Here is a 20,990-nt window from a genome sequence, read left to right as displayed (position 1 = left end):
AACTAAAAGTTTTGTATAATCAATATACTTGTCTTGTTTTGTTTTACTTTTAAGTTCTCGTCTTCTATCTGATACTGTTATTTAAATGTAAAAGATCTAAAATTATTAATGGTGGGTCTGGCTGGACTCGAACCAGCGACCCCGTCCTTATCAGGGACGTACTCTAACCAGCTGAGCTACAAACCCAAAATAATTTTGTATTTTTATAAAAAATGAGAAAGAAATCCAATTTCGTTTTAAACGTTTGACCAGAATAATGTACTTAATTTCTACTGTTATCTGCTTCAACTTGTTCGTACAAAAATCCTTTAAAAGGAGGTGATCCAGCCCCAGGTTCCCCTAGGGCTACCTTGTTACGACTTCACCCCAGTCATCGATCCGACCGTAGACGCTCCCCTCTAAAAGTTAGGGCCACGGCTTCAGGTAAGATCAACTCCCATGGTGTGACGGGCGGTGTGTACAAGGCCCGGGAACGTATTCACCGCAGCGTGCTGATCTGCGATTACTAGCGATTCCAACTTCATGGAGTCGAGTTGCAGACTCCAATCCGGACTGAGATGCACTTTTTGAGATTTGCTAACACTCGCATGCTTGCGTCCCTCTGTATGCACCATTGTATTACGTGTGTAGCCCTGGACATAAGGGCCATGAGGACTTGACGTCATCCCCACCTTCCTCCTGGTTAACCCAGGCAGTCTCTCTAGAGTGCCCAACTTAATGCTGGCAACTAAAGATAGGGGTTGCGCTCGTTGCGAGACTTAACCCAACATCTCACGACACGAGCTGACGACAGCCATGCAGCGCCTGTCACCGAGTTCTCCGAAGAGCACAATCAATTTTGGTCGATCTTCTCGGGATTTCAAGCCCAGGTAAGGTTCTGCGCGTTGCTTCGAATTAAACCACATAATCCACCGCTTGTGCGGGCCCCCGTCAATTCCTTTGAGTTTTAGTCTTGCGACCGTACTTCCCAGGCGGAGTACTTAATGCGTTAGCTTTGACACTGAGAGGGTCAAACCCCCAATATCTAGTACTCATCGTTTACGGCGTGGACTACCAGGGTATCTAATCCTGTTTGCTCCCCACGCTTTCGCGCCTCAGCGTCAGTTGATGGCCAGAGAGCCCCCTTCGGCTCTGGTGTTCCTTCGCATCTCTACGGATTTTACCCCTACATGCGAAATTCCGCTCTCCCCTCCATAACTCTAGATCTACAGTTCCAGACGCAGTTTCGGGGTTGAGCCCCGAGATTTCACATCTGGCTTATAAATCCGCCTGCGCGCGCTTTACGCCCAGTAAATCCGAACAACGCTTGCACCCTTCGTATTACCGCGGCTGCTGGCACGAAGTTAGCCGGTGCTTCCTTTAATAGTACCGTCAATCTCTAGGCCTATTGGACCCAGAGGAATTCTTCCTATTTGACAGAGCTTTACAACCCGAAGGCCTTCCTCACTCACGCGGCATTGCTGCGTCAGGGTTTCCCCCATTGCGCAATATTCCCCACTGCTGCCTCCCGTAGGAGTCTGGACCGTGTCTCAGTTCCAGTGTGGCTGATCGTCCTCTCAGACCAGCTATGCATCGTTGCCTTGGTAGGCCGTTACCCCACCAACAAGCTAATGCAACGCAGGCTCATCTCATAGTAAATGCTTCCAAGGAGAGGCATTCTTTCATCTACTTTTTCCATGTCGTAGATCGTATGCGGTATTAGCCAGAATTTCTCCTGGTTATCCCCCGCTATGAGGCAGATTACCTACGCGTTACTCACCCGTGCGCCACTCTACTCACACCCGAAGGTGCTTTCTCGTTCGACTTGCATGTGTTAAGCATGCCGCCAGCGTTCGTTCTGAGCCAGGATCAAACTCTCCAAGCATATATCTTGAAAAAATTTAATTTACTCAATTTACGTTTGTCCTGAATCTTCCGATTTAAACTCAAATTTACAAAGTTTAAATGGCATCTGACTGATTGAAGTAACTTCAATGATTCAGTTACGTCAGATCTTTCAAAAACCGTTTAAAACTTTTTTTGGATTTCTTCTCATCTTGATTGCTACCGAAGCAGCAAATCTTTTATACTATATTCAAATGTTAAAGAGCCTCTTGAAATAAATGGTGGACATGACAGGAGTCGAACCTGCGACCCCCTGCGTGCAAAGCAGGTGCTCTCCCAACTGAGCTACACGCCCACAAGATTTCGCATCAACTGTTTTGCAGTGATGTTTGTCGTTCATCTCTCAAGGTGAAACGTAATTTATGTCTTCTCGTTTTATATGTCAATACACTTTTTTCTTTTTTTTAACTTTTTTTTGCATTTTTTTTTATTCCCTATCATAATTTCATATATACAAGGAGTTTCTCAATAATGACTATTGCAAAGTTTGTAAGAATAACACTATTTCTATGCTTTATTTTAGGTTGTACTAAAAATACAGAGCAAAACCCGCAAGAAAATACATCGGACAAAAAGGTCGATGTCTTTAAAATAAAAGTTGATCGTACTGGATTATCTGAATCTGAAGGTATTATTAAGACTTCTCATGGTGTAATCACCTTTAAATTCTACCCGAAAGTGGCTCCTAATACCGTTGCACGCATTATTCAACTTATTCAAAGTGGTTTTTATGATGGTTTATCTTTTCATCGTGTTGTGCCTGACTTTGTTATACAAACAGGTGACCCTACAGGTACTGGTACAGGGGGTTCCGGTCAAAAGTTACAAGCAGAATTTAATAAATTAAGTCATGTTAAAGGAACAATGGCCATGGCACGTACTTTAACAGATGAAAATAGTGCAGACTCGCAGTTCTACATTGCTTTAACAGCACTTCCACACTTAGATAAAAAGTATACTGTATTTGGACAAGTTGTTGATGGATTAGATGTTTTAGATAAAGTCAGAAAGGGCGATAAGATAATTAGTATTGAATATATAGAGTAAAGTTTTTAAAAAGAAATTTGTGCATAAAAAAAGCCTACTGTTTAGTAGGCTTTTTTATTATTTTCCATGTCTCTTTTTATCTTTTGTGTAGATGAAGGTTTTTAGAACTAATAGCATAAGGATTAAAAAACCAATAATCCAAGTAGTCTTTGCAGTGAATTGGCCATCTTTTACTGGTAATGGTTCTTTCTTACTTGCTTGTGTTTCAGTCGTTGTATTCGTATTTGTATTTTCAGACATACAAACTCCTTTTTGTCCTATCTAAACATTGATTCTAAAATAAGTACTGTCGCATATACACCAGCTGAAATTGGAATAGCTGCGATAAAACGAGTCCACTTTGTTTCTTCGTTTAAGTGCATGAAGTAATAAGCAACAAGAAATGCTTTTCCTAATGCTAAAAGAATTAAAGCAGAGTCGCGGTAGATCTTTGCAATATTAGTCATACCAGGAATGATAAGTTCTACAGCAGTTAGAAACGCAAGTACGAAGAAAATAAAGATATAAAGTTTCTTATGTGAATGATGTGCACCTTCGGCCATTTTATTCTCCATTTTTATATTAGTTTTTTGAATATTCTTTTCTATTTACTAGTAAGCCAACATCGATCATTAATTTATTAATGTCTTTCTTTGTTGAATCATAATAACCTCTGACGTTTCCTGTTCCATCAACTAGAACTAACTTCTCAGAGTGTGCAATATCAAACATTGTAACAGTTTCACCGTTAACATTTCCTTTAACTTCTTCCATCTCACCCATGGCAACTCCGAAGCCATCAATAATTGTAGCTTGAAGGTCTTTAGTTTCACCAGTTAAGAATGTCCAAACATAAGGATTCGCTTGATGTTTTCTTGCATATTTAAAAAGAGTTTTTGGTTTGTCAGTATCTGGATCAACAGTAAAAGAAACAAGAGCAACTTTTTGTCCCAGTCCTCTTACTCTTTTTTGAATCTTTTGCATTTCAGCTGTTAATCTCAAGCAACTTGAAGGACATGTTGTAAAAATAAAGTTTGCAATATAAACACGACCTGCAAGTTCTTTCGAACCAAATGTTTTTCCAAAACTATTCACAAGTGAATAGTCTGGAAGCTTCTTTAAGACAGGCAGCTCTTGTGGTAACTCTCTTGTTACCGACTTAATAACCGGAACAGAGAAGAAATAAAGAACAAATACTAACCAAAATGCTTTCTTTGAAATAAGCACTTCGAATAAGTTATTTGATCTTTTTATACCTAGAGTTGCCATCTTATCGATTCTCTTTTTTTGTTATTGGTTTTTAATACGATCCATTAACTCTTTACGAGCATCTGTATTCTTTAAACTCTTTAAGTAATGAACGTAATGAGCAACTGCCCAAATTTGATCATCAGTTATTGTTCCCTTCCAAGCGGCCATTGCTGTACCACCAACACCAGCAGCTAAACGTAGAGCGATTTCTTCAACAGTATCTGCTGAACGAATTGAGTTCCAAGTGAATTCAGGTGGAAGTGATTTAAATCCCCATTCCGTTTCTTGAAGCTTAACTTGGTAGTCAAGTTCAGTGAAGTCATCTTCCCCCATTCCAGTAAGCTCTGCTAGCTCCTCTTTTGGAACATAAGCTCTGTGACAAGACCAGCACATTGCATCGGCGTGATATACTTTCTTACCTTCCTCAATGGCAGCTTCTAAGTGAGCTACACCATATGGGTTTTTAGTTAAAATAACTTGCTCACCAAGCTTCTTATCTTTACCTTCCCAAACATCTGGAGCAAATGTCTTGATGTATTGAACTACTTCAAACATTTGATCTTTTGTAAGGTCCCAAGGAAGCATTGCTGTTCCATGTAGTCCTTTTTCAAGGATTGTATAAAGATGTTTATCATGTGGAAGTTCTCCTGATGGAACAAGACCAAATTTAAAGACACCTTTTGTAAAGTCACGCGGTGGAACTTTCATTGACTTAGCTGCAACACCTTTTCCATCACCGTTAACACCGTGACAGGCCATACAGTACTCAGTATAAATTTGTTTCCCTCTATTAAGAACTTCACTCTTAACATAGAGACCACCTGCGAATACTTTATCTTCTTTAAAATGGTTTTCCTGGCATGAAACCAAAGATAAAATTGTAAACATTGCTGTTAAAGTTAATGCCATTTTCTTCATAGCTATCCTCTTAAAATACAAACATAACGATAAACATTACTAACCATACGACACCAAGAAAGTGCCAAAACTTAGATACATTCTGTACCCAAGTTATTTTCTCAACACTGTAACCTTTTGCAGCTACAGGAAGTAGAAATAATAATGCAAATAAACCTGCAACAATATGCGCAGCATGTGTCCAAGTTAATGCATAAAATAATGATGGAAAGACACCGCCTGAGGCGTGTAATCCCATTGCGGCCATTGAGTTCCATAGTTGTAACTGTACAAACATAAACCCAAGTCCTAATAAGAACGTTAAACCAAAGTAAGCTCTCATGGCCTTAAGGTTCTTTTTTTCAAAAGAAGACTCAAAAAGAACAAGAGTTGCAGAACTTAACGCAATTATAAACGTACTCACCATTGGAATTGTCAGAGGGATTCTCGGCATTCCCATTGGTGGCCATACATCAACAGTAAAGCGATATACAGAATAGCCAAGTAACATCGAAGCAAAGAGCATCGTAAAAGAAACAAGGATAACGATCATCGCAATTGATGATGTTAACTTTCTTGCCTCAATGTCTTTATTCGTCATAACCTGGCTCATTCTAATTATGCCTCAACTATTTCTTCAGTTTGGTATTGGAAATCCTTACCTTCTGGAAGATTAGGGTTTCCTAGCTCGTGTGGCCCACATTTAACAACAGGAATTTCCTTGAAGTTATAAACCGGTGATGGTGATGGGATAGTCCACTCAAGTGTACCTACATTCCATGGGTTATTAGGTACTGGCTCTTTTTCTTTCTTAAAGAAAATTGTGTACACAAAATTAATAACAAATGGAATCTGCCCAAGCCCCATAAGTAGAGCTGAGTAAGTAATAAATGTATTAATAGGAATCATTTTTTCCATGAATTCATATACGAATGGATTGTATAGACGTCTGTGCATTCCAGCGTAACCAACAATCATCATTCCCATGAAAACACCATTTAGACCAATCATTGTGATCCAAAAGTGTACCTTACCCCAGAATTCATTTAGGAATTTACCAAACATCTTTGGCATCCAGAAATAAATAGCAGCGTAACCACCAAGTAGAACCGAAGCGGCCATAGTGTAATGGAAGTGACCTACTACGAAGTAAGTATCGTGAAGGTAAAGGTCAGTTGTAACTGTAGCTAGGTATAGACCAGTTAAACCACCAAGACCAAATACGAATACAACACCTAGAGAGAAAATCATTGGTGTATCAAATCTAATTGACCCTTTCCAGATTGTTCCTAACCAGTTAGCAAAGAAAATTGCTGATGGAATCGAGATCGTCATTGTAAGAGTCATAAACGTTTGAGTTAAAAGTGGACTCATTTGAGTCGTATACATATGGTGACCATATACAAGCGTTGAAAGTATTGTAATTGAAGTCATTGAAAGCGCAGTTGCTTTCGCACCAAATGCTGGTTTTCTTGCAAAGAAAGAAAGTAAATCAGATACAATCCCCCAAGCAGGAAGAATAAGAATATAAACTTCAGGGTGACCAAAGATCCAAAAAACGTGTTGGTAAAGAATTGGGTCACCTGTCCCAGTTGTTGCTGCTGCACCAGCTAGGAAGAATGTCGTTCCAAATACACGGTCAAAAATAAGAAGAAGTAGACCTGCACCAAGAACTGGTAAGAAGATCGCGTTTAGAATAGCTGTAAGCCATAGACCCCAAACAGAAAGTGGCATATCAAAATATCCCATACCTGGAGCTCTAAGAACGATAACCGTAGTAATATAGTTAACAGCACCCATTGTTGAAGAAACACCCAGTAGGAAAAGCGCTAAAGACCAAAGAGTTTGACCTGCACCTGGTGATCCTATCAGTGTTGATAACGTTGGGTATGAAGTCCAACCACCTGCAGCTGCACCTAATGGTAAACATAAAGATGCCACAAGAATTAATGCAGAAGCTGCTGCAATCCAAAAAGATAGCATATTAAGTAGTGGGAAAACCATATCTCGCGCACCAATCTGTAGAGGAATAAGGTAATTACCAAATGCCCCAATAAGAATAGGTGTAATTGCGTAGAAAATCATGATCGTACCGTGCATTGTAAATAACATCGCGTACGTATCTGGTGGAACAACTCCTCCCGTTGAAGGGAAAAGAAGGTGACCAAGTACTGGGAATGCCTCTCCTGGAAACGCTAGTGTCCAGCGAATCATTAGGGCCATCATCCCACCTAAACCTAGACCAATGATTCCATACCAAAGAAATTGCTTTCCGATCACTTTGTGATCAAAAGAGAAAATATACTTTGAGATAAAAGTCTTTGGCTCTGAGTGAATATGTTGCTCGAAAAATGCCATTTTATATTCTCCTAAAAATTATTTTTAAATTAATACTGCCACTTCCAACCCCAGAATAACTCAGGGTTTTCAGGATCATTCTCTTGAAGAGCTTTCTCTTGTGCTTCTGCAAGCCATACTGCGAAGTCTTCTTGTGAATAAGTAGTCAGAGAAGCTTTCATTCTATAGTGATATGTTCCACACATCTCTGCACATGCAATATCCCAAGTTCCCGCTTTTGTAGGCTCCCACCACATACGAGTTAAACGACCAGGAATAGCATCAACTTTACGACGCGCATTTGGAAAGTATAGAGAGTGAATTACATCTTTAGAAAGAACTTGAATAACAACCTTACGATCAGTAGGAAGTCTAAGATCATTTAATTGCACAACATCGTCTTCTGTGTTGAAAACGTTATCTGCACCGGCATATCTAAAGTGCCATGCCCACTGTTGACCTAGAGCTTGAATTCGAAGTGGATTCTCATCAGCTTTTGGCCACTTTGCAAAAACGTTTACATAATCATCGTTTGAAATTCTTGTAATGTTCATATCGATTCCTAGGAATACCGATAGACCAATTACAGTCGCAATGATGATATGAATTTTCTTGTTTCCGTAAGTGTAATACGGCTTCGGGTGTCTCTTAGCTGCGTATTTATAAGAGAAACCAAAAAGACCAATACAAACTAATGCAAAGAAAAATAAGTTCATATAAGTCGTGTAACCAAATAACCAGTCAATTAAATGACCGTTAACTGAGATGTCTTCTGGAGGAGTCATTCTCTCCCAAAGACTCATCTGCTTAGAAGTTGTGCTAACAACTGCAGCATAAACAGGTGTCAAAAATCCCATAGACCTTCCTTCTATTGAAATACCTAATTAAATTGAATTGCTAAATTTTAACCCTTTTTTATAACATTTTCCACGATTTAGCTAAGGAAAATCATCAAGGATAACAAGAGAGGTAAATAGATTATAGAACCCCAAAAATATTGTCGGGCCCAAGCCACATAACTCTCCTCGTCATCAATGAAAAAACTTTGCAGACTTTGAGCAAAAAATAATCCATTAACAATTATCGAAGCTATAAAAAAGTTCTTTGAATTGAGATCGAAAAAGTATCCGCTGACAGCAGATAGTGCTAACAAAAATGTCCAAACAGCAATACAGATCTTCATCTTAGTAATTGAATAGAAGTGAGGATAGACCTTAATATCACCTTCAGCATAGTCGTGTTTATGATAGATTGAGATGGCCATGAAGTGTGGGATCTGCCAAATAAATAAAATTGTAAAGAGTAAAATGGCAAGGCCATCAATCTCACCAGTGACAATTGTGCGGCCCATAACTGGTGGAATTGCTCCCGGTAATGCCCCTACAAATAACGCGGCAGGACTCTTTCTTTTCATAGGTGTATACACATATAGGTAAGAAAAAAATGCCAACGCACCGAGCAATGCCGTCGCAGTATTAACAAAAAAGTACGTTGCGAGAAAACCAACTATAAATAAAATCCATCCCTGAATAAGAGCATAAATCGGCTTTACTCTTCCAGCAGGTAGCGCTCGATCTTTAGTTCTAACCATATTGGCATCAACATCAATTTCCATATAGCAATTAATAGTCGTGGCCGACATTACAATTAAAATTGAAAAAACTAGTGCATTAACTAGATAGAAAAAGTCGATATACTCACCAGTTAACAAGATTCCAGAAATGATTGTCGATACGACTAATAACCCAAGCCTAGGCTTCGTGAGACTTAACATATCACTTGCAAATGTATGCTGGTATCCACCAAGATTTACTTCTTCGAACTTTATAAACCATTGAAATAAAAAGATTAAGTTTAAGCTTATTAGTACGGCCAATAACAAGTGAAGAACTTGGAAGTAAGTCGTATCAGTTAATAAGAACAATCTCTTTGCATTAAATAAATGGATCAGAAACAAGATAACTAAACTTGAACTTAAAAATGAAAATTGCTTAAAAGCTCTCCCATGGAGACTCAGTGCAGTCTTAATAATACTAAATAGATAAACAATTAATGTAAGTAAGAAAAGTATCCCTAGATACTTATGTAGCGAGTGAATTTGGGCAGCTACAGAACTAGGCCAAAACTGAATACCATTTGCTGTATTACAAAGAATATTAATATTCTCACCCATACCACAAACATCTTTTGTTGCTGTTTGGTGAATTACACCGCCAAAGAAAAATTGTACCAATGCAATTAGGAGCATTACAAAAACAAAGTCTTTAGCTTTGGGATTATAACTGACAATTTTCTCACTGATTTTTTCAATATCAGGAACAAATAGCTGAGCAAAGATTGCGATATACGCAAAACTTAGCATTAAGTGAAAAACACTAACTAATGTAGGTAACTTATAGATAAAATTTATACCACCAAGAAGTGACTGAAGAATAAGTAGGAATAAACCTAAACGAACTGCTCTCTCTTTTGGTTTTTTTATAAAAAGAATCGTATTTAAAATAATGATGATTCCAGCAAAAATTCTATGGAGAATCGGATATATTGAGGCCTTATCAACAGTTGGTGCATAACAAATAGGCCAAGAAGTACACTCTAAACCAGTAAAGTCTGCACTAACGAGCCCACCAATAACAATTAGCCCTAAAGTCAGAACAATATTGATAAAGGCCAAAGTACGAAACACTTATACACTCACCTGTTTTGCTTTTTTTAAAATTACGATTAACTCATATATAAAGTATGTGAGTAAGATTGCAAAGAGTAGGTGTATAGGCTGAGCAACGGCCGGAAATGCTAAGTATGCTAAAATTACACCGGCAGCAACCACTCCTATCAGCGTTAACATGATAGAAATACACTTTCTTTGGACAAATGCATGGTCTTGAAATTCCTGCATAATTCTTCGCAGTGTATATGAGAAGCCTAAAAGTATTAGAATCGAGAATGAGCGATGGATATAAAAAATCATATCAAGTCTCTCAAGCCAATTAGTACGTGCTAAATTTGGCTCAGTATTTGTGATCACATCAATCTGCTCTCTTACCTGTGTCCCTAGGACAACCTGGATTACGAGAAAAGTAACTAAAACCCATAAATAATCTTTGTACTTATCAACATTATAATTTCGTTCAAATGAAATTGGCTTAGTTTCATATTTCAGCTGTGCCAGAGCAAAAGTTAGAAAAATTGTCAGTAGCATATGAACAGTGATGACATTTGGATGAAGATGAGAGCGGACAACCATTGCTCCGACTCCTCCATTTAAAACAACTAAGAATAAGGAAAGTCCTGCAAGCCAGACAACTTTCTTATTATCCTTCTTATAGGCAAAAGATAAGACGAATAAAATAATTGAAGCGATACCAGTCCAAATTCCGGCCATACGGTTGAAGTATTCCGTCCAAGTATGTACAGGATTAAAGACTGCAACAATTCGTCCTGGTTTAGAGAAACGTGTACGATAGTCGTCGGGAAGTTGATCAACACTAGTAGGTGGAATGACTTTTCCAAAACAGGTCGGCCAATCAGGGCATCCCATACCTGCACCAGTACTACGAACCATTCCTCCAATGAAAATCAATGTAAAAACGGTAATTATGACTATAGGCAAAAACTTTTTAAATCGATTCTTATCCATCATTATGTCTTCTACTTTTACAACTTCTTTACCCAACATTAGCTATCAATAATTTCCAATTTCGATGGGATAGGATAGTATTTCTCTATAGGAGTCAATATGCACAAAAATCAAGGACCTGTCTATTACGGTGACTATTTAGAATTAAATAAATTACTCGATACTCAAAATCCTCTGTCAAAAAAATATGGTGACGAGGCCCACGATGAAACACTATTTATACTAGTGCATCAAGTATATGAATTATGGTTTAAACAGATTCTACACGAGCTCAACTCAATAAAGAAAATTTTCTCAGTCGAAAAAGTTCAAGAGTCAGTACTTTCAACGGTATCTTCTCGATTAGAAAGAATTAAAAAGATTCAAACATTACTACTTGGTCAATTAGAAGTCATGGAAACAATGACTCCGATGGACTTCCTTGAGTTTAGAGAGCTTCTTGTTCCAGCTTCTGGTTTTCAAAGTGTTCAGTTTAGAGAAATTGAGATTTTACTTGGGTTATCAACAAGTGACCGTAAGGAAGTGGATCGAGAATACTTTCTCGGTCGATTAAATAAACAAGATCAAGAAAGACTTTTAAAAATCGAAAAAGAAGACACTTTATTTTCAGCTCTTGAAAAATGGCTAGAAAGAATGCCATTTACTTTTAAAGAAGATTTTGATTTTTGGAAAGAATACCAGGCTTGCGTAGAGGATATGCTCTGTGGGGATGAAATTACAATTTTTAGTAATGTTGCAAATATGACTCCTAAAGCACTTGAGATTCAAAAAGCAAATCTACAAAGTACGAGAGAAACTTTTGATACTCTATTTAATGAAGAAAAATATGCCAATCTTGTCAAAGAGGGCAAGCGTAGACTCTCACAAAAAGCAACTCTTAATGCTTTATTTGTGCTTCTCTATCGAGATGAGCCTATTCTAACACTTCCATATACAATACTTTCCCACCTAATGGATATTGATGAGAATTTTACAACGTGGAGATATAAGCACGCATTAATGGCCCACCGAATGCTAGGAACTAAGATTGGAACAGGTGGATCATCTGGACATCAATACTTAAGAGATGCCGCTGAAAATAACAGGTCATTCATTGATTTATTTAATCTTTCAACATTTTTAATTCCAAGATCTCAAAGGCCAAGTCTTCCACAGGAACTGCGAGACGAAATGAACTTTAATTATAAGGACTAGAATGTATAAGAAATACTTTTCAAAATTTCTAAAAGCAAACGAGGGAAAGCTTCACTTTGCAGCACATTCACATCATTACTGGCCAAATGTCACGCGAGAAGCACAGATTCAGTATTGGGATGACAGTGCAAAGTATGCAGACCATAAATGGGGAGAATTTTTCTCAAACACATTTCGCGAGCTTCAAACGAGATTAGCTGAAATATTAAACACATCAAGTCCAGAGCAAATTACATTTGCACCTAACACACATGAACTGACATATCGCTTATTATCTTGTTTTCCTAATGGAGCAAAAATCCTAACAACAGATAGTGAGTTTTATTCATTTGACCGACAGATCAATAGGCTTGCAGAAGAAAATATTGTATCAGTTACGAAAATAAAAAATACAAGAGATAACTCTTTCATAAATGACTTTATCAAAGAAGCAAACTCTAATAAATACGACCTGATTTTTATTAGTCATGTCTTCTTTAATTCTGGTTATGCAATTCCAGATTTAACGGAGTTTATTAACGAAATTAAAACCGAAGCACCCATTGTTATCGATGCCTACCATGGATTCATGGCATTGCCGACTGACTTATCGGCCATTGAGGATCGAATTTTCTATATGGCCGGCGGTTATAAATATTGTGGTTCAGGAGAAGGATCTTGTTTCTTAATTTCACCAAGAAACACGAAACTTAAACCCAAGAATACTGGCTGGTTTGCTCAAATGGGAGAACTAACAAACTACAAAGAAAATGAAGTTCCTTTTAGCAATGAAGGGTTTCGTTTTGCAGGATCCACAATGGACTTCTCTGCTCTTTATCGAATGAATGCAGTTTTACAACTTTGGAAAGAAGAGAATATTTCAGTAGAACAAATTCATAATCACGTAAAAACAAATATGAATGAGTTTCTCAATCTTATTTCTGATACTGATCTATCTAAGAACCTTATCCCAATGGATACAAGGGGCCACTTCCTGGCCTTTGAGTTTCCAAACTCTAAAGAATGCGAATCTTTTGCTCAAAAACTGAGAAAAGAAAGTATTGAAACTGATTACCGACAAAATATTTTAAGGTTTGGCTTTAGCATTTACCAAGATATTGATGATATAATAAGGGCTACAAATATTATTAATAATATCAAATAGGTTGATTAATGAGTACAAAAGAAAAAAAGAGCCATGAAGAACTTGGCTCAGGCGCATCTGACAAAAAGGGTATTGCGAGGTTTTTTGAGAATATCTTTAGAAAAAGTAATGCCATTGGATATGTCGTGGCAATGTTACCTCCGGCAATTACTTATGTAATTTGTATTACACTTGCATTAACTCCGGGCTATATATTTCTTACTGAAACATATGCCATGGTTGCCAATAGTAATATCCTTGTACAAGGCCTTTCCATGTCCCTTGCTTTTGTAATGTCATACGGGGCATATACTATAACGCTGATCTTTATTGTTCCCTTCTTCAATTGGCTCTATCCATTAAAGATGAAGCCATTTAAAGGAAGTTGGATCTCTCTTGAAACTCTTCCTTGGTACTATCACAATGCCTTAACTCAACTTGTTCGCTATACTGTTTTAGACTTTTGGCAAGCGACTCCAATTATTATTCTCTTCTATCGAATGATGGGAATGAAAATAGGAAAAAATTGTGTCATCAATACAACAAATATATCTGACCCTGGCCTCATCACTCTTGAAGACTATGTAACAATTGGTGGCTCTGCTACAATTTTTGCTCACTACGCGCAAGCAGGTTATCTCGTTATTGCTCCGACAGTAATAAAAAGAGGTGCAACAGTAGGACTGAAAGCATCGATCTTTGGTGACACCGTTATTGGTGAAAAAGTTCTAGTTGCCCCACATGAAGTGGTTCTTCCAAAATCACGACTTGATATTGAAAAACGTAGAACGACTAAAAATTCAGATACTTTAGGAAAATAAAAATAAGAACACCTGTTACTGAAACATAAAGCCAAATGGGTAAAGTCCACTTTGCCCATTTTCTATGACTTAAAAAATTTCCAGAAAAAGCATTCCAAAGAGTGATTAAAATCATTGGTAACATCACAATACTCAGAAGTACGTGAGATATGAGAATTGCAAAGTAAATTGGCCTTACCATTCCCTGTGCGATGAATTTCGTATCACCATGATAGTGATGATAAAGTAGATATGAAATCAGAAAAAGTGCTGATGTTACGGTCGCACCTGACATACTCTTTATATGAAGGGAAACCCTCTTTGTTTTAACAAAGTAATATCCCATACAAAGTAATGTCGCCGAAATTGTATTTAAGATAGCGTTTACAAATGGAAGATGATCTACCCACCACAATTTTACGGCCGCTTCTGGTTTGAAATAAATAAACCAAACAAGAAAAAGCGCAATAAAGCCGCTTAAAATAAATAGAAGTGTATAAATGAAGTTGCTGTTATTCTTCTTCATTGGCAATAGCAACTTTTGAATTTTTGCGATACTTGTAAATCGTTTTATAGAGAATAAAAAATGGAATATAAATTAGCCCAATAAATATAATTAAAATCCACACGAGACGAGCATCTTTTGGATTATCCATCGAACCAGCACAGCCTGGACATGCCATCACATAATCAGAAAATAGAACGACTATTAGTATAAGTAAGGGAACGATAAATGCTTTCATATACTTGACCTTATACTCTTTTCGATTGATTTCGTCTAATATTTTGGCCAAAAACAAAAAGGCCCCAGATTAACTGGGGCCTTTTTTTCATATATTCTAATTAATTAAATTAAGTAAATGAACGTGAATACTAGAATCCAAACAAGGTCAACAAAGTGCCAGAAAAGACCACAAACTTCAAGTAGTCCATAATCACCTTTATCAAAACGACCTCTAAGTGCTAGTACATACATATAAATTAGGTAAATAACCCCAGAAAGTACGTGAAGACCGTGGAAACCAGTAATAGCAAAGAATGTTGATGAGAACAGGTTATTTCCGTGCTCATATGTTGAGAAAGTCATTCCCATATCAGTCATTAAGTGAACATACTCATATGCCTGAATACCAAGGAAGATAACTCCACCAATAATCGTTGCTAGAAGCCAATTTCTAATTTGCTTAGGTTGTCTCATTTTTACAGCATCAATTGCCATAACCATTGAAACAGAAGAACAAATAAGAATAAATGTCATAATCCCTGAAAGGTGAACACCACCAAGTGCTTCAACAGGATTTGGCCAATGCTTAGTTGCACGAAGTACAGCATAAGCAATTAGTAGACCTGAAAACGACATGGCATCTGTTCCAAGAAACAGCCACATACCAAGTTTATTAGGGCTAGCCTTACCGAATTGTGGATCATCAGGGTAAGCAATTACACCATCATGAACTAAATCTTTTGTATTAGCATGTCCTGCCATTTGTTAACTCCCTTTACCTATTTACTCTGCTTCTTGTGCTCTGGTGAGTAAAAGTCACTTCCTAATTCTAAAACGTATTTAGTAACAGCTTCAATTTGTCTTTCAGCATCTCCATCAAGAAGATCTGGATCAGCTGCCATACCTTCAGGCCAGAAAGAAGGCATTGTTGTACCAGGCATAATTTGGTCTGGTCCTCTTAGCCATTTCTTAATCCAGCTCTTTCTAAGTCTTCTCTTAGCGTAGCGAAGATCTGGAGCTAGTGCTTCATCATTATTGAATCCTTGAGTGTGACAAGATGTACAAGCAAGGTCATTAAATAACTTAACTGCAGCACGTCTTTCTTCCTTGCTTTCCCAAACAACTTTCTCATTCTTATCAAAGAAAGGTTGATCAGCTTTTACACGGAACATATCAACGAGCTTTTCTTTTTCTTCATCAGTAAGATCAAAAGAAGGCATTCTTACATCAACAAAAGGTCTAATTGGATAAACATTTCCTAAGAAGTAATGGAACCAATCAGCTTGTACACGATGTCCTTGCTCAACAAGTCTTGGAGGTGCAGCATTTACATCATCGTAAATCTCTAGCATATCTCCAAATCGTCCATCAATCTGGTGACATCCAATACAGTTGTATTTAACAGCAACTTTCATACCTTCGTTAACAACAGTTTCATCAGCATCGTATCTCTTAACACCCTTAAGTGGGATTTTTTGATCAACCATACCAATTAGAGCAGTTGTAATTGTTGCGGCCTCTTCTTCTTTCATGTGGAATTGAGGCATTCTTAAAAGATCTTTGAATGGCTTATCAACACCGTTATCCCATCTTCTTGGGTTTAGTAAGTGTGCCTTAATCCAAGCTTCTCTAGAGTGCTCAACTTTCTCATGAGAGAAACCAAATTGAGTTAGAGGCTTAGAACCAATTTTACTTAATTCAGGACCAATAGGAGCTCTTCCATCAAATCCTTTAATGCTGTGACAAGAGTAACAACCGTACTTACCAACTGAACGACGACCAAGTTCCATTGTTCTTTCATGATCACTCATTGTCGCAAGTTTTGCTTTTGCAACTTCTACAGTGTCAAACGCTGAGAAGTAAGTAACAAGCATTTCATCTCTTGCTTCTTTATCCATTTTTGCAAACTTAAGCTTTTCAAATTTTTCATTCTTTAAGCTCATTAAGTAAGCAGTAATATCATTTGCTTCTCTATCAGTAAGTCTGAAAGAAGGCATGATTGTATCTGGTTGGAAGTGGCTTGGTTTTTTAAGCCATGAAACCATCCAGTTAGCATCTTTAATCTTAGAACCGATTCCATCTAAATATGGCCCTTTATGAGCATCAATTTTTTGAGACTCAAGTGGGAAGTCCTTAGCGCCGTGACAAGATAAACATCCAACAGAACCAACAAGTTCTTTACCACGTTCTTTATTACCACCAGTGTATTTCATGAATGGCTTGTAACTCTCTGATTGCTCATAGATAAGTTCGGCCATTGCATTTACTTCTGCAATATTCTTCTTTGTAAACTCTGGTGTTGAGTTATTATCATTTTGGAAGAACTGAGGCATTTTTGCATGCTTATTGAATGCCTTTGGTTCCCATACCCAATTTTTAAAGAATTCTTTATCAACTTTCGCTGCAATCTTCTCTAAACTTGGACCTGGTTTTCTCTTATGCTCCCAACCTTCAATTTTGTGACAAGCATAACAACCAAATTTTTCAAGGTTACGACGTCCTTCATTAAGAGTCGTTGCTTGTGGAATATATTGAACATCTGAGTGACATTTAACACAACCAGCTTCATAGTCACCACGTCTAAACTGAACGATTGGGACTTTGTGTGGCTCATGCCAATTATACTTAGCAATCCATTCTTGTTTTTGCTCTTCTGTAGCAGGCATGTGAGCTGCTGCATTGAAGTCATTAACTCTATGACCTTCACCACCGTGACAAGCTGTACATCCAAACTTCTTCATTGGGTGCTTACCTTGTGCACCAACCATTAAGTCTAAGTTAGGGTGTGTCTTATGTGGGTTTGGTTGATTCTCGTAACCAGGCTTATCAATAAATGTGTGACAAGTCATACAACGGTCAACTTTAGGAACCTGTTGAAAGAAACGATCATCTGTAATGTTTTCAAGTACAACTTGTTGAACCTTAACTGTTGGGTCCATAAAGTCGATAAATGGTAAGTTTCTTAAAGCGAAAATAGGAGTTACTTCTTTTCTAGCTTCAGCTTTCTTAAGAAGTTCTTTACGTCCTACGATACTATTGATCTGCTTCTTAATTGATTCAATATCTGAATTAAAAGAAGCAGCTTTTCTCTTAAGAGCTTTTTCACTTGCTTGAAGTTCTTTCTTGCGATCTGTAGATGCAGCAAATAACTTCTTCTTTTCCTGAAGTTTTGAATATAACTCACCAGCATTTGGAGCGTGCTCAGCATGAGCAACACCATAATTAAATGCTAAGGCAGCAACGTCAGAGTTAAGACGACCATTAACAATCTGTTCTTTCTTAATCTCTTTTTCAATTTTATGAAGTTGTTCATTTACTTCAGCAATTGTTTTTTCTTTTTCAGCAACTGCTTTCTTGGCTACTTCAAGTTCTCTTTCTAAGATCTCAAGTTTTTCTTTTGAAATCTTTGCTTCTTCTTCAGCAATGTCTTTAGCAATCTTCTCTTTTTCGATCTTCATTGCTTCGACTTGAATAGCTTTCCAAGGTCTTAAGTAATCATCGAGAAAAACCCAAATCACAGTGACCAAAAGAACTAGTGAAAAGATCGCGAAGATCTTATTCAGTTTTTTCATATCATAGGCCATGCCTGGCTCATGTTTCTTTGACATTTTTATATACCCTTTATTACTTCTTCTTTCTTACAGGTTAAGTTCCCACTCAGGCAGAGCGATAATATATTTCAGACTAAATAGCCATCTCAGAACCATCTTAATTGGTAGTGATGTCATACCTAGTACTAGAATAATGAAAATATAATATCTAATCTGACCAGTGTTTTCGATAATCTTCTTCCCGTACTTTGACTTAGCAATTGCAACTGGAAGTACACAACAGTAAACAAGAGTTAGGATAATCCCTACAATCTCTCTAACAATAATATTTGAAGGCATTGGTGTATTTAGCCACTTAAGCCACACAAACTCTGAAAGGTTAACGTTGTACTCAGAAACAACTTTATGGAAGTCCCAGTACTCAAATGGACCATAGAATGTCCAGTTTGGACCACGTAAGAAAGTACCAACGATAATTAGATACATCCAAAGAACAATCCAACCATAAAGGAATCCCCACATAGCAATTGGTCTTTCTTTAATTGTGAAATAACCATTACCTTTAGGGTTTGTATCAATATATGGAATTGCAATAAGTCCAACTAGAATAAGTCCAGGAAGCACAACCCCTGCCATCCAAGGATCAAAATATACAAGCATTTCTTGTAGACCAAGGAAGTACCAAGGTGCTTTTGCCGGGTTTGGTGCCCAAGTAGTATTTGCAGGTTCCTCAAGAGGTGCCTTGAAAACAATCGCCCATACAACTAAGAAAATTGTACAACCGATCATACACATAAGTTCAGTGAAAACTAAGTTAGGCCATACCCATACTTTTTCTCTATTTTCTGGAAGTGCTTCAATTGGACACTCACCATTTTCAATTCTCTTATCATTCTCAGCGGCTCTATAAAGTGCATACCAAGTAAGCCAAGCAATAAGAACAATAATAATGTTAATAGGAATGTTATCTGGCCAAAGAATAATTGCTCTAAAGTTCGCATCCATACAAAACCAAACCGTAATTGGTGCAGCTGCGATTAACGACCATTTAGCAAACTTTTTACTTCCAACAACACGATAATATTTCATCATGAAGAAGAATAAGACCGACACAATCGGGAATGATCTAATCGGATCGGCTAGCCAGTTGATAAGTTCTTTCATTTATATATCCCTTTCTCTCAAAATATACTTTCTAAAGTGGTGCTGAAATCCCACCGTCTTTTCTTACACGCCAGAAGTGAACTGCAATTAGAACACCTACAACAAGTGGAATGAATACACAGTGAAGAATATAAAATCTTAATAGCGCCGGCTCTCCAACGAAACGTCCTGCTAGAAGCTGGAAACGAACGTCGTTTTTATCAGAAACCATTACGAAGTCACCAATTTGTGCTAACGCAGCACCTGGACCACCATGCCCTAGGAATGGAGTTGCTTTGGCCATGTTTGAACCAACGGCAATCGCCCAAATCGCTAGCTGATCCCAAGGTAGAAGATACCCAGTGAACGATAGAAGAAGAGTTAATACTAATAGAATAACACCAACACCCCAGTTGAATTCTCTAGGTGGTTTATATGAACCAGTCATAAAGACTCGGAACATGTGTAGCCACACAGTAATAACCATGGCGTGGGCACCCCATCTGTGAATCTCACGCATAATCCCTAAAGGCACGTGCTCTTTAAGTGCGATAATATCGTTATATGCGTACTCAGCAGTTGGTCTGTAATAGAACATTAAAAGTACACCAGTTACAGTAAGTGCTAAGAAAATAAAGAAAGTAAGTCCACCCATACACCAAGTATAACCAAGTTGAACCCCTGATTTCTTAAGTTTGATTGGGTGTAAGTGTAAAAACACGTTACCAGCAACTACTGCTGCTCTATTTCTTGCGTTTGTCGGAGGACCGTGTCTAAAGATTGATTTCCAGACTTGAGTCTCTCTAATGTAATCAACAACACCTCTTTTAGCCATTGTTATTCCTTCCTATATATTTAACTAAATTAAACCTTTAAAAAACTTTGAGGGTTATCCCACTGACCTTTTTCATAACGGAAGATCTTAGTTTTATCGACGATGATTTTCCCTTCAGCATTCAGTGAAATTTTATATCTTTCAAGTGGTCTTGGAGCTGGCCCTTCGAAGTTAATACCATTTTGGTAATAACCAGAACCGTGGCATGGACACTTAAATTTTAATTCAGCAGGTAGCCAGTTTGGTACACAACCAAGGTGCGTACAGATATTTGAAAGTGCAAATAAGCGCCCTTCCATTTTAACAATCCAAACACCGTAACCGTTCTTCCAACGCTCATCAACGCCTTCTTCGTAATCGTTAGGTCTTCCGGCAACGAAGTCCATTTCTGGTTCAAAGTTAACGTTCGGGTAAGTGTAGCGGAAAGCTAATGTTAAGAAACCTGCGATTGCAGAAGTAAACGCAACCCAACCAACAGTTACAAAGCTAAAGAACTCTCTTCGGTTTAGCTGTTTTTTTTCAGACATTTTTAGAAACCTCTATTTCTTATTTATTCAAAAATGCACTAATTTAAGTCGCAATGAC

20 protein-coding genes, 2 tRNA genes and 1 rRNA gene are annotated in these 20,990 nt (G+C 37.7%); 4 read left to right on the top strand and 19 right to left on the bottom strand.

What is annotated here, in order from left to right:
• Positions 1–109: 109 nt before the first annotated feature.
• From BALOs_RS01225 to BALOs_RS01215, 3 genes are all read right to left on the bottom strand, one after another.
• Positions 110–186: transfer RNA gene (locus BALOs_RS01225), tRNA-Ile, on the bottom strand.
• A 125-nt stretch (positions 187–311) separates the two neighbouring features.
• Positions 312–1,864, bottom strand: a 16S ribosomal RNA gene (locus tag BALOs_RS01220).
• 239 nt (positions 1,865–2,103) lie between these two features.
• A tRNA-Ala gene (locus BALOs_RS01215) sits at positions 2,104–2,179 on the bottom strand.
• 176 nt (positions 2,180–2,355) lie between these two features.
• On the opposite strand from BALOs_RS01215, the gene BALOs_RS01210 reads away from it, so the two are divergent.
• A complete protein-coding gene (locus BALOs_RS01210) occupies positions 2,356–2,931 on the top strand; it encodes a peptidylprolyl isomerase (RefSeq protein WP_120404079.1) in 576 nt (191 codons plus the stop codon).
• Between the two features lie 57 nt (positions 2,932–2,988).
• Here BALOs_RS01210 and BALOs_RS01205 read toward each other — a convergent pair whose 3' ends face one another.
• From BALOs_RS01205 to BALOs_RS01165, 9 genes are all read right to left on the bottom strand, one after another.
• Positions 2,989–3,171 carry a hypothetical protein gene (locus BALOs_RS01205; RefSeq protein ID WP_114706220.1) on the bottom strand — a complete coding sequence of 61 codons (183 nt, stop codon included), beginning with the start codon at positions 3,169–3,171 and terminating at the stop codon, positions 2,989–2,991.
• Positions 3,172–3,188: 17 nt separating this feature from the next.
• Positions 3,189–3,473: a cytochrome C oxidase subunit IV family protein gene (locus BALOs_RS01200; protein WP_162929486.1), complete on the bottom strand. Its 285-nt coding sequence runs from the start codon at positions 3,471–3,473 to the stop codon at positions 3,189–3,191.
• 19 nt (positions 3,474–3,492) lie between these two features.
• A complete protein-coding gene (locus BALOs_RS01195; protein ID WP_114706218.1) occupies positions 3,493–4,179 on the bottom strand; it encodes an SCO family protein in 687 nt (228 codons plus the stop codon).
• Between the two features lie 21 nt (positions 4,180–4,200).
• Positions 4,201–5,079, bottom strand: coding sequence for a c-type cytochrome (locus tag BALOs_RS01190; RefSeq protein ID WP_114706217.1), 879 nt, complete (start codon positions 5,077–5,079; stop codon positions 4,201–4,203).
• A gap of 10 nt (positions 5,080–5,089) precedes the next feature.
• Positions 5,090–5,659: a cytochrome c oxidase subunit 3 gene (locus tag BALOs_RS01185; RefSeq protein WP_162929485.1), complete on the bottom strand. Its 570-nt coding sequence runs from the start codon at positions 5,657–5,659 to the stop codon at positions 5,090–5,092.
• Between the two features lie 17 nt (positions 5,660–5,676).
• Positions 5,677–7,416 carry a cbb3-type cytochrome c oxidase subunit I gene (locus tag BALOs_RS01180; protein ID WP_114706215.1) on the bottom strand — a complete coding sequence of 580 codons (1,740 nt, stop codon included), beginning with the start codon at positions 7,414–7,416 and terminating at the stop codon, positions 5,677–5,679.
• Between the two features lie 29 nt (positions 7,417–7,445).
• Positions 7,446–8,252 carry a cytochrome c oxidase subunit II gene (locus BALOs_RS01175; RefSeq protein ID WP_114706214.1) on the bottom strand — a complete coding sequence of 269 codons (807 nt, stop codon included), beginning with the start codon at positions 8,250–8,252 and terminating at the stop codon, positions 7,446–7,448.
• 77 nt (positions 8,253–8,329) lie between these two features.
• Positions 8,330–10,081 (bottom strand): heme o synthase, encoded by a 1,752-nt coding sequence (cyoE, locus tag BALOs_RS01170; RefSeq protein ID WP_120404076.1) that lies wholly within the window; start codon positions 10,079–10,081, stop codon positions 8,330–8,332.
• Complete coding sequence (locus BALOs_RS01165) at positions 10,082–11,074, bottom strand: heme A synthase (RefSeq protein ID WP_120404075.1); 993 nt, start codon at positions 11,072–11,074, stop codon at positions 10,082–10,084.
• 60 nt (positions 11,075–11,134) lie between these two features.
• Here BALOs_RS01165 and BALOs_RS01160 point away from each other — a divergent pair, with 60 nt between their 5' ends.
• Genes BALOs_RS01160 through BALOs_RS01150 form a run of 3 tightly spaced genes read left to right on the top strand, consistent with a single transcriptional unit; the run spans position 11,135 to position 14,173 of the window.
• Positions 11,135–12,229, top strand: coding sequence for a tryptophan 2,3-dioxygenase family protein (locus BALOs_RS01160; RefSeq protein ID WP_114706211.1), 1,095 nt, complete (start codon positions 11,135–11,137; stop codon positions 12,227–12,229).
• Position 12,230: 1 nt separating this feature from the next.
• Positions 12,231–13,373, top strand: a complete 1,143-nt coding sequence (locus BALOs_RS01155) for an aminotransferase class V-fold PLP-dependent enzyme (protein WP_120404074.1) — start codon at positions 12,231–12,233, stop codon at positions 13,371–13,373.
• A gap of 8 nt (positions 13,374–13,381) precedes the next feature.
• Positions 13,382–14,173 carry a hypothetical protein gene (locus BALOs_RS01150; protein ID WP_114706209.1) on the top strand — a complete coding sequence of 264 codons (792 nt, stop codon included), beginning with the start codon at positions 13,382–13,384 and terminating at the stop codon, positions 14,171–14,173.
• Here BALOs_RS01150 and BALOs_RS01145 read toward each other — a convergent pair.
• The 7 genes from BALOs_RS01145 to BALOs_RS01115 are packed head-to-tail and all read right to left on the bottom strand — an operon-like array spanning position 14,145 to position 20,932.
• The gene (locus BALOs_RS01145; RefSeq protein ID WP_120404073.1) at positions 14,145–14,678 is read right to left on the bottom strand and encodes a DUF420 domain-containing protein; all 534 of its coding nucleotides are present in this window, start codon (positions 14,676–14,678) and stop codon (positions 14,145–14,147) included. The genes BALOs_RS01150 and BALOs_RS01145 overlap by 29 nt on opposite strands.
• The gene (locus BALOs_RS01140) at positions 14,665–14,946 is read right to left on the bottom strand and encodes a hypothetical protein (protein ID WP_162929484.1); all 282 of its coding nucleotides are present in this window, start codon (positions 14,944–14,946) and stop codon (positions 14,665–14,667) included. Before BALOs_RS01140 ends, BALOs_RS01145 begins: the two co-directional genes overlap by 14 nt.
• Positions 14,947–14,999: 53 nt before the next feature.
• Positions 15,000–15,638, bottom strand: coding sequence for a cytochrome c oxidase subunit 3 (locus BALOs_RS01135; protein WP_199506617.1), 639 nt, complete (start codon positions 15,636–15,638; stop codon positions 15,000–15,002).
• Between the two features lie 17 nt (positions 15,639–15,655).
• A complete protein-coding gene (locus BALOs_RS01130) occupies positions 15,656–18,484 on the bottom strand; it encodes a c-type cytochrome (protein WP_114706206.1) in 2,829 nt (942 codons plus the stop codon).
• Between the two features lie 30 nt (positions 18,485–18,514).
• Complete coding sequence (locus tag BALOs_RS01125; RefSeq protein WP_205570963.1) at positions 18,515–19,591, bottom strand: hypothetical protein; 1,077 nt, start codon at positions 19,589–19,591, stop codon at positions 18,515–18,517.
• 31 nt (positions 19,592–19,622) lie between these two features.
• The gene (locus BALOs_RS01120) at positions 19,623–20,405 is read right to left on the bottom strand and encodes a cytochrome b N-terminal domain-containing protein (protein WP_103218399.1); all 783 of its coding nucleotides are present in this window, start codon (positions 20,403–20,405) and stop codon (positions 19,623–19,625) included.
• A 29-nt stretch (positions 20,406–20,434) separates the two neighbouring features.
• Positions 20,435–20,932 (bottom strand): ubiquinol-cytochrome c reductase iron-sulfur subunit, encoded by a 498-nt coding sequence (locus BALOs_RS01115; RefSeq protein ID WP_114706205.1) that lies wholly within the window; start codon positions 20,930–20,932, stop codon positions 20,435–20,437.
• Between the last annotated feature and the right edge of the window lie 58 nt (positions 20,933–20,990).

It is taken from the genome of Halobacteriovorax sp. BALOs_7 (assembly GCF_003612895.1).
Lineage (GTDB): Bacteria > Bdellovibrionota > Bacteriovoracia > Bacteriovoracales > Bacteriovoracaceae > Halobacteriovorax_A > Halobacteriovorax_A vibrionivorans.
This window is presented reverse-complemented; position numbering and strand designations above follow the sequence as displayed.